Source organism: Stutzerimonas stutzeri, assembly GCF_002909485.1.
In the GTDB taxonomy this organism is placed as follows: domain Bacteria; phylum Pseudomonadota; class Gammaproteobacteria; order Pseudomonadales; family Pseudomonadaceae; genus Stutzerimonas; species Stutzerimonas stutzeri_AH.
Map to the genome: position 1 here is coordinate 472,256 of NZ_PPXG01000001.1, position 16,354 is coordinate 488,609.

At 60.7% G+C, this 16,354-nt stretch carries 13 protein-coding genes; 9 read left to right on the forward strand and 4 right to left on the reverse strand.

From position 1 onward, the window contains the following. The 4 genes from CXK91_RS02065 to CXK91_RS02080 all read right to left on the reverse strand — a co-directional run bounded on the left by CXK91_RS02065 (position 1) and on the right by CXK91_RS02080 (position 3,751). Complete coding sequence (locus tag CXK91_RS02065) at positions 1-1,962, reverse strand: TonB-dependent receptor domain-containing protein (RefSeq protein ID WP_103454736.1); 1,962 nt, start codon at positions 1,960-1,962, stop codon at positions 1-3. Between the two features lie 76 nt (positions 1,963-2,038). Continuing rightward, positions 2,039-2,296: a type B 50S ribosomal protein L31 gene (locus CXK91_RS02070; protein ID WP_058064503.1), complete on the reverse strand. Its 258-nt coding sequence runs from the start codon at positions 2,294-2,296 to the stop codon at positions 2,039-2,041. A gap of 440 nt (positions 2,297-2,736) precedes the next feature. Further along, the gene (locus CXK91_RS02075; RefSeq protein ID WP_058064502.1) at positions 2,737-3,162 is read right to left on the reverse strand and encodes an organic hydroperoxide resistance protein; all 426 of its coding nucleotides are present in this window, start codon (positions 3,160-3,162) and stop codon (positions 2,737-2,739) included. Positions 3,163-3,301: 139 nt separating this feature from the next. Continuing rightward, positions 3,302-3,751 (reverse strand): MarR family winged helix-turn-helix transcriptional regulator, encoded by a 450-nt coding sequence (locus tag CXK91_RS02080; RefSeq protein WP_051121810.1) that lies wholly within the window; start codon positions 3,749-3,751, stop codon positions 3,302-3,304. Positions 3,752-4,606: 855 nt separating this feature from the next. Here CXK91_RS02080 and nirK point away from each other — a divergent pair. The 9 genes from nirK to CXK91_RS02120 all read left to right on the forward strand — a co-directional run bounded on the left by nirK (position 4,607) and on the right by CXK91_RS02120 (position 16,319). Next, on the forward strand, positions 4,607-5,770 hold the full coding sequence (gene nirK / locus CXK91_RS02085) for a copper-containing nitrite reductase (RefSeq protein WP_256055633.1): 1,164 nt from the start codon (positions 4,607-4,609) through the stop codon (positions 5,768-5,770). 43 nt (positions 5,771-5,813) lie between these two features. Further along, positions 5,814-5,939 (forward strand): hypothetical protein, encoded by a 126-nt coding sequence (locus tag CXK91_RS22855; RefSeq protein ID WP_015277086.1) that lies wholly within the window; start codon positions 5,814-5,816, stop codon positions 5,937-5,939. Positions 5,940-5,948: 9 nt separating this feature from the next. Next, the gene (locus CXK91_RS02090; RefSeq protein WP_058064500.1) at positions 5,949-6,791 is read left to right on the forward strand and encodes a c-type cytochrome; all 843 of its coding nucleotides are present in this window, start codon (positions 5,949-5,951) and stop codon (positions 6,789-6,791) included. Positions 6,792-6,850: 59 nt separating this feature from the next. Continuing rightward, positions 6,851-8,218 carry a cbb3-type cytochrome c oxidase subunit I gene (locus CXK91_RS02095; RefSeq protein WP_003282492.1) on the forward strand — a complete coding sequence of 456 codons (1,368 nt, stop codon included), beginning with the start codon at positions 6,851-6,853 and terminating at the stop codon, positions 8,216-8,218. Then, on the forward strand, positions 8,215-9,030 hold the full coding sequence (locus CXK91_RS02100) for a CbbQ/NirQ/NorQ/GpvN family protein (RefSeq protein WP_103454738.1): 816 nt from the start codon (positions 8,215-8,217) through the stop codon (positions 9,028-9,030). The genes CXK91_RS02095 and CXK91_RS02100 overlap by 4 nt, the downstream gene beginning before the upstream one ends. A gap of 3 nt (positions 9,031-9,033) precedes the next feature. Further along, positions 9,034-11,055, forward strand: a complete 2,022-nt coding sequence (locus CXK91_RS02105) for a nitric oxide reductase activation protein NorD (RefSeq protein WP_103454739.1) — start codon at positions 9,034-9,036, stop codon at positions 11,053-11,055. A gap of 154 nt (positions 11,056-11,209) precedes the next feature. Next, positions 11,210-11,827 (forward strand): translesion DNA synthesis-associated protein ImuA, encoded by a 618-nt coding sequence (gene imuA / locus CXK91_RS02110; protein ID WP_103454740.1) that lies wholly within the window; start codon positions 11,210-11,212, stop codon positions 11,825-11,827. A 5-nt stretch (positions 11,828-11,832) separates the two neighbouring features. After that, the gene (locus tag CXK91_RS02115; RefSeq protein WP_103454741.1) at positions 11,833-13,245 is read left to right on the forward strand and encodes a Y-family DNA polymerase; all 1,413 of its coding nucleotides are present in this window, start codon (positions 11,833-11,835) and stop codon (positions 13,243-13,245) included. Further along, the gene (locus CXK91_RS02120) at positions 13,242-16,319 is read left to right on the forward strand and encodes an error-prone DNA polymerase (RefSeq protein ID WP_181003898.1); all 3,078 of its coding nucleotides are present in this window, start codon (positions 13,242-13,244) and stop codon (positions 16,317-16,319) included. The genes CXK91_RS02115 and CXK91_RS02120 overlap by 4 nt, the downstream gene beginning before the upstream one ends. The last annotated feature ends 35 nt before the right edge of the window (positions 16,320-16,354 follow it).

Sequence of the window (16,354 nt, forward strand, 5' to 3'; positions counted from 1 at the left end):
TCAGAAACTCAGATTCACGCCGACGTGGTAAGTCCGGCCGGGTTCGGCGAAGCCGAAATTGTCGGACACATCGCTGAAGTCTTCGTCAGTGAGGTTTTCGATGCCGCCTCGAATGCTGAGATTTTCGGTGATGCGCTGGGTCAGTTCCAGGTGCCACAGGCTGTAGGCCGGCACTGCATAGGCGGTATTGCTGGAGTAGGTCAGCTGGCTGCCTACGTATTCGCCACGCAGTTGCCCGGTAAAGCGGGCGTTCGGTGTCCATTGCATTCGGGTGTTGGCCAGATGCCGAGCGCGATCACCCAGCCTGCGGTCGCCGCTACGGTCGATGGCGTCCAGATAGGTGTAGTTCAGATCCCAGCGCAGGTTGGCTGGTAGATCCAGGCCGCCACCCAGCTCGAGGCCGCGGATACGCGCCTTGTCGACGTTATCGTAGTTGCGTATCTCGCGGCCACGTTGGCCACAGCTCGCCACGCACACGGTCTGGATCAGGCCGCGAACGTTGTTCTGGAACAGCCCAGCATTCAGCGACCAGCCGTTCGCCTGGTAGTCTGCGCTGAGCTCATAGGTGGTGTTCGTTTCGGGTTCGAGGTCTGGATTCCCGAAAATAGTGAACATTCCGCCGCCGCCAACGGCCGAATAGCCTGGCGACAGCTGCTTGAGCGATGGCGCCTTGAAGCCGCGGCCGCCGCCACCCTTGATCGTCAGTTCATCGTTGACGTGATGGACGAGGTAGGCGCGCGGGCTGTTGTGCCAGCCATATTCCTCGTGGCGGTCAAAACGATTCCCCAGTACCAGCGACCAGGAAGGATCGAACTCGATTTCGTCCTGCAGAAACAACGCGCGATGAATGATGCTCGCATCGCCGGTAGCGAATCCTCCGTCCTCCAGTTGCTCGTTGCGCCATTCGCCACCGAGCGTCACCAGGTGCATGTCGGCCACCGGCATACTCAGGCTGCCGTCGACGATATCGTCGGTGAGTTCCTGGCGCGGCGAAGTGGGAATGACATCGTTGGTAAAGCGGTTGTTACGCTCCAGGGTGTTGCGATAGGCGCGAAGCGAGCTGGCGCCCCACGACCAATCGCCACTATGGGCGACGGAGAATCGTTCGCGCTCGATGCGATCGCTGGCCTCGTAGTCGACAGGCCTAGCACCTGCACGGCGCGTATTGCGCCAGCGATCTTCCAGCCCGTTGGCGTAGGTTAGGTCGATTCGCTGAGCGGCGTCTGGCGTCCAGCTCAGAGAGACGCTGCCGCTATGGGCATCACGGCCTTCGATTTCCGACAGGGCTGCATCACGATGTAGGGGCGTTTCCTGCCGTCGCCGCGTCTCGCCGCTCAGTGACAGGCCCAGCACATCAGGTATCAGCGGGCCGCCGGTATACACACCCAGCTGGTGCGTCTGGCCGCCCCGATCATCCTCGCGCACGCCACCATTGAGCTGTGCCGCACCATGCCAGGCGTCCGTGCTGCGACGGGTAATGACGTTGACCACACCACCAAGCGCCTCGGAACCGTAGAGCGAGGACATCGGCCCGCGTATCACCTCGATTCGCTCGATGGCCTCCACCGGAACCCAGCCTAGATCGAAATCGGCATGGGCGACGGCGCCGCCGGCGGTATTGATGCGCTGTCCATTCACCAGCACCAACGTGTGCTCGCTCCCCATGCCGCGAATGCTCACACCGCGGCGAGTCATGCCGATGCCGGTGAATTGCAAACCTGGTGTGCCACGCAGGGCATCCTCCAGATCTTGAACCGGACGCAGGGTCAATTCCTCGTGAGTGATTACGGTAACGCTCGCCGGCGCATCGTTCAGCTGACGCACCGTAGAGGTTGCAGTGACGACGGTGGGCTTCAGATGCAGCGCGTTGTCGGCGCCCAGCGCTGCCAGAGGCAGGCAAGCCAGAACGGAGAAGAGTCGAGCTGGGGAGCAAAGATCAGGAGTGCTGAAACGGCGGAACATCTAATCATCTTCCTTGGCTGATTGGGTGTAGCGATGCAAGCCGCACCGGCAGGGCGACTTTGCATCCGAGGGTGCATCAGTTCTTTTTCGCGAAACCGGCGAAGCGCTTGTTGAAGCCGGCAATGCGGCCTTCGGTGGTGGTTTTGCGCTGTTTGCCCGTGTAGATCGGGTGCGACGCACTGGAAACATCGAGCGCGATATACGGGTAGGTATTGCCGTCCGTGTGCTGCTGGGTGCGATTGGTGTCGGCGGTCGAACCGATCAGAAAAAAGACGTCCGCCGCGGTGTCGTGAAACAGCACTGGGCGGTAGTCGGGATGGATACCTGGTTTCATGAGTCCGTCCTTTCAGGAAGTACAATGTCGATGTCAGAAACACGTTATAACATAACGACAATGAGGCGAGCGAGACCCCACTGGTGCTTAGCTGGGTGAAGCAGGGTAGGTATCGGAAAGGTAGCCTTGCCGCAAACCCATACGCATGTCGGGTGTAGTGGTGGGTGACTGAATGCGATATCGCGATGAGCGATCAGACGTTCTGCTCGTGATGCTCACTGCTCGACAGATTGGCAGTCAGCAGACGCATGCGTCAGGTCAGGTCAGGTTACATATTGCGGATGTAGGTAATTGCGGAGTGGGGCGCGGTTCTGGATGAGCCCTGCAATCTCACCAGAAGCACCGCGATGACATTCCGGTTATCCCATTTGAAACAGGGGGCGCCTAGGTAATTCCTTCAGGCTTATCTGGGCGCCTGTTCGCTGGTTTTCGCTATACGGTCACTTCAACACCAGCCGCACGTCGATATTCCCGCGCGTTGCATTGGAGTAGGGGCAAACCTGATGCGCCGCGTCGATCAGGCTTTGAGCCAGATTACGGTCAAGCCCAGGCAGGCTGATCTGCAGCTCGACTTCCAGGCCGAAGCCCCCGGGGATCTGGCCAATACCGACATTGGCGGTAACGGCGGTCTCAGCCGGCAGCGCCTGTTTCTGTTGGCCCGCGATGAACTTCATTGCCCCGATGAAGCAAGCCGAGTACCCGGCCGCAAACAGCTGCTCCGGGTTGGTCGCTTCGCCGCCTTGGCCACCCAGCTCGCGAGGAGTGCTGAGGTTGACATCCAATGCACCGTCAGACGATAAGGCTCGGCCGTCGCGACCTCCAGTGGTGGTTACGGTAGCGGTATAGAGAGCTTGGATGGATTGCATGGTCTTCTCCGTGGATGCCTTGTGATAATACTTTGCGCGCAAAGTAATTAGCTGAAGAAGGTATGCTTGATTTAGTTGGCGCGCAAGGTATTTTCGGGGCGGTTTGGGATACTCGAATAGGGGCAGCGACGAGCGGACGTCAGACCAGCTTTTGCAGCGCGCTGCGCAGCGCGACAATCTGGTCCTTCAGCGCAGCGATGGTTTCAGGGGACTGACCGCTTGCACCAAGGATATTCGTGGGAAAGCACTCGGCTTCTGCCTGCAAAGCGCGACCCTTCTCGGTCACTCGTAATTCGACTACGCGCTCGTCGTCGGTGCGTCGGGTCCGGGTGATAAAACCTTCAGCCTCAAGCCGTTTCAGTAGCGGTGTCAGTGAACCTGGGTCAGTCAACAGACGCGCACTGATGTCACCAACGGTGATGCCGTCCTCTTCCCAAAGCACCAGCATGGCCAAGTATTGCGGATAGGTCAGCCCAATTCGCTGGAGCATGGGTTTGTAGACCTTGGTCATCAGCAGCGAGGTTGAATGCAATGCGAAGCAAAGTTGATTGTCCAGCTGCAGTGCCGGGCAGGAGCGGGGCTTGGTCATGATCGAAGAGGTCAGAGCGAGGTGAGCCGTAACGTTATCGCCCAAACTCTTGGGGCGCAAATGTAATGCACTGCTGACGACGGTAGCGACGATGCATCCGTACATTCTTGCAGAGTCATCTATTCCGTTGAAAAAACGAATGCATAAAGGCAGAACTGAAATCAGTGAGCCTTGCTTATCGTTCTTTGCAAAATTGCATTCAACAGATTAGTTGGCGCTTATGACATCTTTTCGGTGTGATGGTGTTTTCAGCACGAAATAAAAACCGATCTCGATGCGGTTTTCTACAAAAGTGCTGCGCTGTAATTTTAGCGATTCTATAACCTTTAATTTCGTCGCTTACAGCGCCGCAAGTGGAACCCCAAGCATACCGTCTGTCGGCACTTTTCTTGGTCTTCGTGACTTCATTTTTCACGAAGGTATTAATCCTATGTTTGTGAAAGCCCATCAATACAAGCCTACGGCATTGATTCAAAACATTTCTACCTATCTTAGGGATTAATTCTCAATCACTTATTTTGCGCTATTTCTCAATATATTTTTATAGAATGAAATGGGTGGCGAATTCTCAATCTGACGTGACTTATTCCTGTGGCTAGACTGCCGATCGAGATTAACTCGTTGCTCAAGAGGCCAGGCATGCGTCATTTATCAATAGCCTTATTGCTCGCGTTGCTTGTTTTACCTACTGCCCTTTGGGCGCAGACGAAATCCAGTAGCGATGTAAGTTATCGACCCGACGTCACGATTACATTGAGGACGGATATTGCTGACGGAAAGCTCGTTTACGTTAGTGAATCCGGCCCTACTCGTGGGCAAGTGAACCCCGAACTACGGGTTCCCGAAGGCGCCGTGGTGCAAATCAACTTGATAAACGGCGACGGCGCGGTTCATGACATAGCGGTGCCGGAATTCGATGCCGGCTCCGGTGAGATTTCCGGGAAGGGTTCCGCGACTGCAATCGTGTTTCGCGCTACCAAAAGTGGAACCTTCGAGTATTACTGCACGCTTCCAGGGCACAAGGCCGCCGGTATGTTCGGGAAGTTCATCGTTGGAGATGGCCCAGAGACGGTCGTCGAACAGGGCAAGGACCTTTCCAAGGACCCGACACAGGTCGGTGAGCCGGTCGGCAGTCGCGAACCGAAGAGCATCACCCTCGACTTGCGGACCACCGAGGAGGAGGGGCGGTTGAGCGATGGCAGCACCTACAAGTTCTGGACCTTCGACGGCACGGTGCCCGGGCCGATGGTGCGCATTCGCGAGGGCGATACCGTCACGTTGAATCTCAGCAACGAGCCTGACAGTGCGCATATCCATTCCATCGATCTGCATGCGGTGACCGGTCCCGGTGGCGGCGCCGCGGTCACTCAGGTTGCGCCTGGGCAGACCCGTTCGTTCACCTTCAAGGCGTTACAGCCAGGCCTCTACGTCTATCACTGCGCCACACCGATGGTTGCGCAGCACATCAGCAACGGCATGTATGGGTTGATTCTGGTCGAGCCCGAGGGCGGGCTACCGAAGGTCGACCACGAGTTCTATGTGATGCAGGGCGAGCTGTACACGGCAAACCCGAGAGGAGCCCGCGGGCTGCATGAGTTCTCGCTGGACATGCTACTGCGCGAGACGCCGCAACATCTGATGTTCAATGGTTCGAAGGACGCTCTCACCAGTATCCATAAGATGGAAGTCAACACCGGTGACAGCGTGCGCATCTTCTTTGGTGTCGGCGGCCCGAACCTGATTTCCAGCTTCCATGTGATTGGTGAAATCTTCGACAAGGTCTTCGATCAGGGGTCGCTCTCCAGCCCGCCACTGACGGATGTGCAGACGACCCTCGTGCCGGCCGGCGGCGCCACCATGGTCGAGTTCGTCGCGGACTACCCAGGCAAGTACATCCTGGTGGACCACGCCTTGTCGCGCGCAGAGAAAGGCCTGATGGGTGTGTTGACGGTGAAGGGCGATGCGGACGCTTCGATCTTTTCCAGCCCCGAACCGATTGACCCGCATTCCGGGCACTGAGAGCGGTTTCCCATACTGCAGCTGATGCTGCAAAGGAGAAGGCATGCAGGCTCGAAAGTTATATGGCCCATTGAAGATTCTGAGTGTTGTCGTACTCGCGCTGATGTTTGGCGCAATGCTCTACGCGTTCACGATGACGCTCATTCACTGGACAGGCATCAATGTCTGAGGGCACGCCATGAACAACCGCCAAGCGAGGCTCTTCGCGATTGCCGCAACCGGTGTGGCCACGCTCGTGTTCATCGGGCTGACAGTGGACAGTCACCGGCAGTTTCCAAAACTGACCAATGCCGAGAACATCACCGCGGAGGTCAAACACGGGATGGATGTCTGGCATAAGTACAACTGCATCAACTGCCACACGCTGTTCGGTGAGGGGGCCTACTACGCGCCTGATCTGACCAAGATCACCCAGCACCGCGGCGAGCCTTATCTCAAGGCTTATATGCGCGATCCATCGAAGTTCTATGACGAGAAGATCCATCGTCGCCTGATGCCCAAGCAGGATCTGGCGGAAGATGAAATCAGCGATCTAATCGCTTTTCTCGACTGGGTGAGCAAAGTCGATAACCAGGGCTGGCCACCTCGACCGATCCTGGTCACCGGTAGCTTCGTTCCGGGTGCCGACACTGGTGGTGGGCAGCGTGACGACCTGCCGGCGGGCGCGCGCCCGGTGGATGCTGACGATGACGAGCGTGCGTTGGGCGAGCAGGTGTTTCGCTCTGCCGTGCCTGCGTGCAACGCCTGCCACTCCATCGCGCCCGGGGCCAACATGGCAGGACCGACGCTGGCAGGGCTTGCCACCCGTGCGGCGGAGATCGTGGCATCTCCCGACTACCAGGGCCAGGCCAGCGATGCTCGCGGCTATATTCGCGAGTCCATCGTGGACCCTAGTGCGCACATCATTCCCGGCGCTATGTACTCAGCCGACGGCACGTCATTCATGCCAACGGGTTATGACAAGAGCCTGACGGACGAGCAGATCGATCAGCTGACGGCCTATCTCGAAACACTCAAGTGACACGCGTACGGCCAAGCCTAATTCGGCCCGACCCACGTTCGCTTTAAGGGGAAACTACGATGCGCTATCAGTCCCAATCGGTCGCCTACTGGTACTTCGCCGTCGCGATGGTGCTGTTCGGCCTGCAGCTGGTGTTCGGCCTGCTGTCGGCGACCAAATACATCGGGCCGGACCCGCTGCTGTACATCCTGCCGTTCGACGTGACCAAGGTGATCCACACCAACCTGCTGATCGTATGGGTGCTGACCGGCTTCATGGGCGCGACCTACTGGATGATTCCTGAGGAGTCCCGCGCTGAGCTGCACAGCACCAAGCTGGCCTATGTGCAGTTGGTGCTTTGGACGCTGATGGGTGTTACGGCAATCATCGGCTACCTGTTCCGCTATGGCACCGGCAACAAGCTGCTCGAACAGCCGCTGCCGCACAAGATCGTCATCGTCATCTGCATGCTGATCTTCCTCTATAACATCGGCATGACGATCCGAAAATCGGGGCGCTTCACCACGACCGAGGCGGTGCTGATGATCGGTTTCGTCAGTGCTGCGCTTTTGTATCTGCCGGCATTGCTGCACTACGAGAACTACACGGTTTCGATCTTCTATCGCTGGTGGACGATTCACCTCTGGGTTGAAGGCGTATGGATGATGATCATGGGCGGCTTCCTGGCCTACCTGCTGATCCGCTTGTCCGGTGCGGATCGGGAAGTCATGGAGAAGTGGCTGTATGTGATTGTCGGCCTGGTGTTTATTGCCGGCATCCTCGGCACGGCACACCACTATTACTGGGTCGGCGTACCGACCTACTGGCTGCCGATCGGCGGGTTCTTCAGCGCGCTGGAGCCGCTCGCACTCGTCGGCATGGCCGCCTATGCCTACGGCGCCATGCGGCGCTCGGGGCTGGCGCACCCGAATACACTGGCGCTGCACTGGACGATCGGCAGCGCGCTGTTCTCCCTGTTCGGCGCCGGGCTGCTGGGCCTGGCGCACACCTGGCCGAGCGTCAACAAATGGACCCACGGCACCTTGATCACCGCCATGCACGGCCATGCGGCGTTCTATGGGGCCTACGCGATGATTGTCATGGCGATGATCACTTATGCCTTGCCATCGCTGACTGCCGGGCGCCGGGAGCAGGGCACTGCGCTGGGCTACTGGGCGTTCTGGCTGCAGATCACCGGCATGTTCGGTATGACGCTGTCGTTCGCCACGGCTGGTATCGCGCAGGTCTATCTGGAGCGGATCATGGGCATGGGCTATCTGGATGCACAGCTCAAGATCCAGATCCATTTCGTGATGCTCATCGCCACCGCCTCGCTGTTCACGGTGGGCGTTGCGCTGTTCATCTACGACTTCTTCCGCTACACGCCACGCTTTGTCCTGAACGATACGGAGCCTGTGCTGGCAGAGACGGAGGTGCGCCCAACGTGACGTTGCCCGAATACCCGCCATTGGCGCAGGCAAGCGAGGAGGCGCCGTTCTACGTAGCGAGCGGTAATGAGGTCGCGATGTTCGAGCGCTGCCATGCGCGCGACCTGGCGGTCATGCTCAAAGGGCCGACCGGCTGCGGTAAGACCCGCTTCGTCGAGCATATGGCCTGGAAGCTGGGGCGGCCGCTGATCACGGTGGCCTGCCACGATGATCTGTCTGCCAGCGATCTGATCGGGCGCTTCCTCATTCGCCATGACGGCACCGTCTGGCAGGACGGCCCTCTGACCCGGGCTGTACGTGAGGGAGCCATCTGCTATCTGGATGAAGTTGTCGAAGCGCGGCAGGACACGGTGGTCGTCCTGCACGCTTTGACCGATCACCGGCGCCTGTTACCGATCGACAAGACCGGTGAGTTGCTGATGGCATCACCAGGCTTTCAGTTGGTGATCTCCTACAACCCGGGCTACCAGCGCATGCTCAAGGACCTCAAGCCAAGCACGCGTCAGCGTTTCGTGGCTATGGATCTGGATTTCCCGGGCGAAGAGGAGGAGGCGAGGATCGTCCAGCGCGAAAGTGGTGTCGATGCACCGACCGCGCGCGCCTTGGTCACGCTGGCGCGCAGGCTGCGAGCGCTGCGTGACCGTGGCTTGGCCGAGGTGCCCAGCACCCGCCTGCTGATCGCCGCAGGCGCACTTTGCGCCGATGGCATAGCAGTTCGGGAAGCTTGCCTGGCGGCAATCGTCTCGCCCCTTTCGGACGACGAAGCGCTGGTCGGGGCGATGCGCGATCTGGTCGACGGAACCTTCATCTAGACCATGGCCGAAGCCGAAGAAGTTCTTACCGACGCTGCGCGGCATGCGACGGTCTTCGCCCAACGCCTTTGGCGCCGCTACAGCCCAGCGCCGGACGCACCGGCAAGTCTGCCCCTTAGCGAAGTGGCTGAGCGCCTGGAGTTGCTACTGGCGGCAGTATTCGGCAACAGCTATCGGCTGCGTATCGCCCAGCCGCCGGCACGACCGACCTTGCTGGCAGACTGGTTCGGCCGAAGTCCCAGGCCGCAGCGACTCGCGGCAGTGCCGGCAACCGATGGTGCGAGTATCTGGTTGCCGCGCACGCTGGATATCCCTGATCGCACACTTGCATCGACTCTCTACAAAGTGATGGCCTTGCAGCAGGCCATGCGTATTCGCCGGGGCTGTGCACTGCCCCAATGGCACAGTCTGCCGCCACTGGCTGGTGCGCTGTACCACCTGCTGGAAGCCTATGCGGCCGAGCGCGAGTTGTTAGAGGAAATGCCAGGGCTTGCCGACTCGGCGCAGGCATTGCGGGCCTGCGCACTCGCGCGTCGTCCACCGCTGAGTGCATTCGGTTCGGCACGGCGGCCTTTGGAGGCTCGCGTGCGAGCGCTGTTGGTGGGCGAAGCGGATGGTTTTCCGCAATCGCCTACGCCAGAAACCTCATGCGAGTGGGCGACTCGATTGGTGGCCGAATGGGCGTTGGAACCTGCTTCTGGAGGACGCATCGGCCAGGAGCCGCTGTTCGCGGACTGGTGGACCGGAACGTTGCTGGCTCCTGCGATGCGCCATCAGCAGCATACGGTCGCTGCCCAGGCTTCACTCGACCCCACTCAGCCGGCGCCGCAGAGCGTGCGGCTCGAACGGCGACCCGATATTCGTCAGGCGCGCCCCGATGAGGATGAATCGGAGGAAAGCGGACCACTGATGATCCAGTTGGACGAGCCCCATCCCCATGCGGAAGACCCGATGGGCTTGCAGCGGCCCATCGATCGGGACGATGCGGATGCCGAGCTGTTCGGTGAAATGCTCGGCGATCTTCCTCAGGCGCGCCTGGTGGCTTCGCCTGGGCGACCCAAAGAGGTGCTGCTGGCTGATGATCCTCCTGACGCTTCGGCCACCGTGCTTGCGCCCGGCATTTCGGCTGCGCAGCTAGGGATCGCCTATCCCGAATGGGATTACCGTACGCAGCATTACCGCGAGCAGAGCGCGCTCGTGCAGGTACGCGCAGCTCCGCCGGGTAGTGCAGCCTGGGTAGCGGAAACGCTCGAATCCCATCGAGGATTGCTCGAGGGGATTCGTCGCCGTTTCGAATTGCTGCGCACCCATCGGGCCTGGTTGCGCGGTCAGGTCGATGGAGACGAGCTGGATCTGGATGCCTATGTCGATGCGCTAGCGAATCTGCGGGCGGGTAGCGGGCTGACCGACCGTCTGTACCGCACGCAACGTTGTGCGGAGCGGAACCTGGCCATCCTGCTGCTCATCGATGTCAGCGGGTCGACGGACAGCTGGATTTCCCAGGGGCGACGCGTGATAGATGTCGAGCGCGAAGCCCTGTTGCTGGTGAGCATCGCGCTGCAGAGCCTGGGTGCGCCCTATGCGATACAGGCATTTTCAGGGCAGGGCAGGGAAGCGGTCTTGGTCCGTAATATCAAGACCTTCGAGGAGGCTTACGGGCAGGACGTGGCACTCCGCATAGCCTCCCTGGAGCCGGAGCATTACACCCGCTGCGGCGCGGCTATCCGCCATGCCAGTGCCAGCCTGATGCGCCAGCCAGCAGCCCGTCGACTACTGCTGGTGCTGTCCGATGGAAAGCCCAGTGACAATGATGACTACGAAGGCCGATATGGAATCGAAGACACCCGCCAGGCGGTTCTGGAAGCGGTGCTGCAGGGAATATCGCCGTTCTGCCTGACCATCGACCGGCAGGCCAGCGCCTACCTGCCACGGATATTCGGCGCCACCCGCTACGCGCTGCTACCCCGTCCAAACTTGCTGCCTACGGTATTGCTCGACTGGATGAAGCGCCTGGTACAGGGCTAGCGGCTATTTCGAGCCGTCGATGAGCGACATGGAATCGCCTGCGTGAATACTGTATAAATAGACAGTATTCAGAGGTGAACTCCGTGAGCAGTGCATTCATTTCTTTGCTTAATAAGGCATTTCCTGGCCGAACGCTGATAGCGAGGTTCGCCTGATGGGAACGGTCGCAGCGCTCGAAGTCCTGCTCGACCAGCGTCGTGTATGGCGGGGGCAGTCGGTTGCGCCCGCTGCCGGAGCGCAGCCGACAGGCCATGCTCAATTGGACAGGCGTCTGCCTTCGGGCGGCTGGCCGCGAGCTGCACTGACCGAGATCCTGATGCCCGCTGCCGGGACAGGAGAGCTGCGCTTGCTGTGGCCAACCATCGCCCGTCTTACCGCTGCTGGTCAGCGCGTCGTGCTGGTGGCGCCACCTTTCATTCCCTATCCGGCTGCATGGCTGGCAGCCGGTGTCGCCTTGCAACACCTGGTGATTATCCAGGCGACCGGCAAGGAAGTGCTGTGGGCCGCGGAGCAATGCCTGCGTTCCGGGTGTTGTGCAGCCGTGCTGTGCTGGCCGCAGCGTGCGGATGACCGCGGCATGCGTCGCCTGCAGGTGGCGGCCGAAAGCGGAGATAGTTTGGGTTTTGCTCTTCGTGATGCCGGCGAGGCAGTCAATCCGTCACCAGCGGCATTGCGCCTTGTGCTGGATACGCCGCCTGGATCGGTGCGGCTACTCAAATGCCGAGGCGGTGTGGTGCCGCAGACCTCGTTTGCCCTGGCTGAGGGAGCCTGACGGCAATGCGCTGGGCCTGCATTGTTCTGCCGCAACTGGCACTCGACGGCGTGCTGCGTGCGCAAGAAGTTGGCGATGCGCCGCTGGCCATGATCACCGGGGGGGTGCAACGACGATTGTTGCAGGCAGTCAACGCACCGGCACGCCAGCTTGGGCTACGTCCAGGCATGACACTGACGGCGGCACAGGCCCTGGCGCGAGACTTCATCCGGGTTGAGTACGACACTCGCGAAATAGAACGTTCGGAGCGCTTGCTGGCCGCCTGGGCCTATCGCTTCAGTTCGCATGTCAGCCTGTTCTATCCGCGCACCCTGCTGCTGGAGGTGGAATCCAGCCTTGCACTCTTCGGTCCCTGGCCGCGGTTCGAGGCCAGATTGCGTCAGGAACTCACCGATCTGGGTTTCCGTCACCGCATCGTAGTGGCACCAAATCCCGTTGCGGCACGTGTGCTGGCGAATGTTCACGATGGCCTGGTGGTCGATGAGCAGGGCCTGCTCGAGACGCTCATGCCTCTTTCGCTGGAGCGACTCGGTTTGCCGCGCGACGCTACCCGAAGCTGCCAGCGCATGGGAGTACGCACGCTTCGCCAGTTGCTGGCACTGCCTCGCTCGGGGCTGGCGAAACGTTTCCCTGCAGAAGTACTGCTGCAACTTGATCGCCTGCTGGGGCAACAACCTATAGCGCTGGATTATTTCCTGCCGCCTGAGCGTTTCGAGCAGCGGCTGGAGTTCAATTTTGACGTCGAGTCGCATCAGGCACTGCTGTTTCCGTTGCGACGGTTGTGCGCGGATCTGGCGGCTTTCCTGCACGGCCGTGATTGTGGTGTGGAGCGCTTCGTGTTGCACATGGAGCATCGTTCAGCTGCGGACACTCGGCTCGATGTGGGGTTGCTGAGCCCGGAGCGCGCGAGCGAGCGGCTTTTCGAGCTGGCGCGTGGGCGCCTGGAGCGTTTGCAACTGCCGACGGCAACGCAGGCGCTACGGTTGGTAGCCGAAGACCTGCCCGTGTTCGTGCCTGAGTGCCGAGAGCTGTTCGATGACCGCCCGCAGCGTAGCCTGGTCTGGCTGCAATTGCGGGAGCGATTGCGAGCCCGCCTGGGTGAGGAGGCGGTTCTGGCGTTGCATGCGCGGGACGATCATCGTCCGGAACATGCCTGGCGATTGGCTACCGAGGATGGTTCGGGCAGTCATGGGTCTGCGGATAAGCGCCCCGGATGGTTGCTGCCACAGGCGAAGCAGCTGAAGGAAAATGAGGTCCGGATTCTGAGCGGTCCAGAGCGAATCGAGTCCGGCTGGTGGGACGCGGACGATATTCGACGTGACTACTTCCTGATCGAAACTCGCACTGGGCAGCTGGGTTGGGCCTATCGAGCGTTCGGGGAGGCAGGCCCTCTGATGCTGCAGGGGTGGTTCGCATGAACTTGCCCGATTACGCGGAGCTGCATTGCCTGTCCAACTTCAGTTTTCAGCGCGGCGCTTCCAGCGCAGGTGAACTGTTCAAGCGCGCTCACCAACAGGCCTACAAGGCGCTGGCCATCACCGATGAGTGCTCCCTGGCGGGGATCGTGCGTGCGTGGCAGGCCGCCAGAGAGGCGGGCGTTCCATTGATCGTCGGCAGTGAAGTAAAGGTCGAGGACGGCCCCAAACTGGTGCTGTTGGTGGAGAACATCAAGGGCTACCAGAATCTGTGTCGCATCATCACCCTGGCACGTCGGCGTGCGCAGAAAGGGCAGTACCGTTTGCTGCGCGAGGATATCGATCAGTCCGCGCAGGGGCTTCTAGCGCTCTGGCTGCCGGAGCTCGATGACAACGAAAGCCATGGCCGTTGGCTCAGTGAGCGCTTTGCCGATCGCCTCTGGCTGGCGGTCGAACTGCACTACGGTAGTGATGACGCACGGCGCCTCGCACATTGTCAGGCTTTGGCTCGATCGCTTGGCATCGCCTTGGTGGCTGCCGGCGATGTTCATATGCACGCCCGCGGGCGGCGTGCGCTGCAGGATTGCCTGGCAGCCATCCGCCATCACTGCAGCGTTGCCGAAGCCGGGCACCGACTTTTTCCCAATGGCGAACGTCACCTTCGTTCACGGGATCAACTGGCCGAGCTGTACCCAGCCGCGCTGCTCGATGAAACGCTGAGAATTGCCGAGCGCTGCCGATTCGACCTTGGCCAACTGCGCTATGAGTATCCCCACGAGCTGGTACCGTATGGGCAGACCGCTACCCACTGGCTGCGCCATCTGACAGAGCAGGGTGCGCTTTCTCGCTGGCCCGGAGGCACTCCCGCGGTCGCCCGTGATCGGATCGAAAGCGAACTCCAGCTGATCGCCGAGTTGGGTTACGAAAGCTACTTTCTGACCGTGCACGACATCGTTCGCTTTGCGCGCGAACGCAGCATTCTCTGTCAGGGGCGCGGGTCTGCCGCCAATTCCACGGTCTGTTACGCACTTGGCATCACCGAGCTGGATCCGTCGCAGCGGCACATGCTGTTTGCCCGCTTTCTATCGAAGGAGCGTAACGAGCCGCCGGATATAGATGTCGATTTCGAGCATGAGCGGCGCGAGGAAGTCATTCAGTACATCTTCCGTCGCTATGGTCGCGAACGTGCGGCATTGACCGCTGTGGTCAGCAGCTATCGGGGAGCTGGAGCTGTGCGAGACGTGGCCAAGGCGCTGGGTTTGCCGCCCGATCAGGTCAGTGCGCTGGCGGATTGCTGCGGTCACTACAGCAGCGCGCCGCCAGCTCCTGAGCGCCTTCGCGAGGCGGGCTTCGACCCCGACAATCCGTTACTGCGTCGGGTGCTGGTGCTGACCAGCCAGCTGGTGGGGTTTCCCCGTCATCTGTCGCAGCATCCAGGCGGTTTCGTCATTTCCGAGCGGCCGCTGCAGACGCTGGTGCCGGTTGAAAATGCCGCAATGGCAGAACGCACCATCATTCAGTGGGACAAGGATGATCTGGACCTGATGGGGCTGCTCAAGGTCGATGTTCTGGCGCTGGGCATGCTCAGCGCGTTGCGTCGCTGCTTCGATCTGATCGAGCGATATCGAGGCCAGCGCTGGACGCTGGCGAGCCTGCCACAGGAGGACCCGGCGACCTACGCCATGATCTCGCGCGCCGATACCGTCGGCGTGTTCCAGATAGAGTCCCGTGCGCAGATGGCCATGCTGCCCAGGCTTCGTCCGCAGACCTTTTATGACCTGGTCATTCAGGTGGCCATCGTGCGGCCAGGGCCGATCCAGGGCGATATGGTGCATCCCTATTTGCGTCGGCGTAACGGTGAGGAGCCGGAAACCTATGCGTCCGAAGAGCTTCGTGCCGTGCTCGAACGAACGCTGGGTGTTCCGCTGTTTCAGGAGCAGGTCATGGAGCTGGCCATCGTCGCGGCCGACTACACGCCAGGCGAGGCAGACCAGCTGCGCCGCTCCATGGCGGCATGGAAGCGTCATGGGGGTCTCGAGCCGCACCGGCAGCGGCTGACCGAGCGCATGCGCGCCAATGGTTATCAGGCTGAATTCGCCGCGCGCCTGTTCGAACAGATCAAGGGCTTCGGCAGCTATGGCTTCCCCGAATCCCACGCAGCCAGCTTCGCCTTGCTGTCCTATGCCAGCAGCTGGTTGAAGTGTCACGAGCCGGCGGCCTTTGCCTGTGCCCTGATCAACAGCTGGCCTATGGGCTTCTACAGTCCTGACCAGATTCTTCAGGATGCGCGCCGTCACGGCATCGAAATACGTCCGGTCGATATTCGTTTCAGTGACTGGGAATGCTCGTTGGAGAGTGGCGAGCAGGGTGACGCTGCCATCCGGCTGGGCTTGTGTCTAGTGCGCGGGCTCAAGGGCGAAGACGCTCTACGCTTGGTGCGGAGTCGTCAGCAGGCAGCGTTTGCGGATGTTGAGGACGTCTGTCGACGCGCGGCGCTGGATCGCCGGTCGCGCGAGTTGCTGGCTGATGCCGGCGCATTGCGTGGCCTTGCGGGCCATCGCCACCGAGCCCGCTGGGCCATTGCCGGCGTCGAGGAACAGTTGCCTCTGTTCGCCGGACTGGTGACGCAAGAGTCCGTGGTGACACTGCCGCTGCCGAGCGTGGCTGAAGATCTGCAGAGCGATTACGAGCTGCTGGGCACCACGCTGGGCCCGCATCCACTGCAGTTGTTGCGTGGGACCTTGCGAGCACGGCGCTGCCTGGCTTCAAGGGATCTGGCCGGCGTTGACAGCGGACGTCAGGTGCGTGTGGCAGGGCTGGTGACTGGACGGCAGAAACCGCAAACAGCCAGCGGCGTGATCTTCGTGACGCTGGAGGACGAATTCGGCATGGTCAACGTCGTGGTGTGGCATGAATTGGCCGAGCGGCAGCGGCGGGCGCTCGTCGGCTCACAACTGCTGGAGGTCGAAGGCAAGCTGGAAAGCCAGGACGGGGTCAGACATCTCATAGCCGGGCGCCTGACCGATCTGAGCGTGTTGCTGAGCGGCCTAGACATACGCAGTCGTGACTTTCGCTGAATGGCTTGCCTAGCCGCCATTCGGTTCGGCGTGAC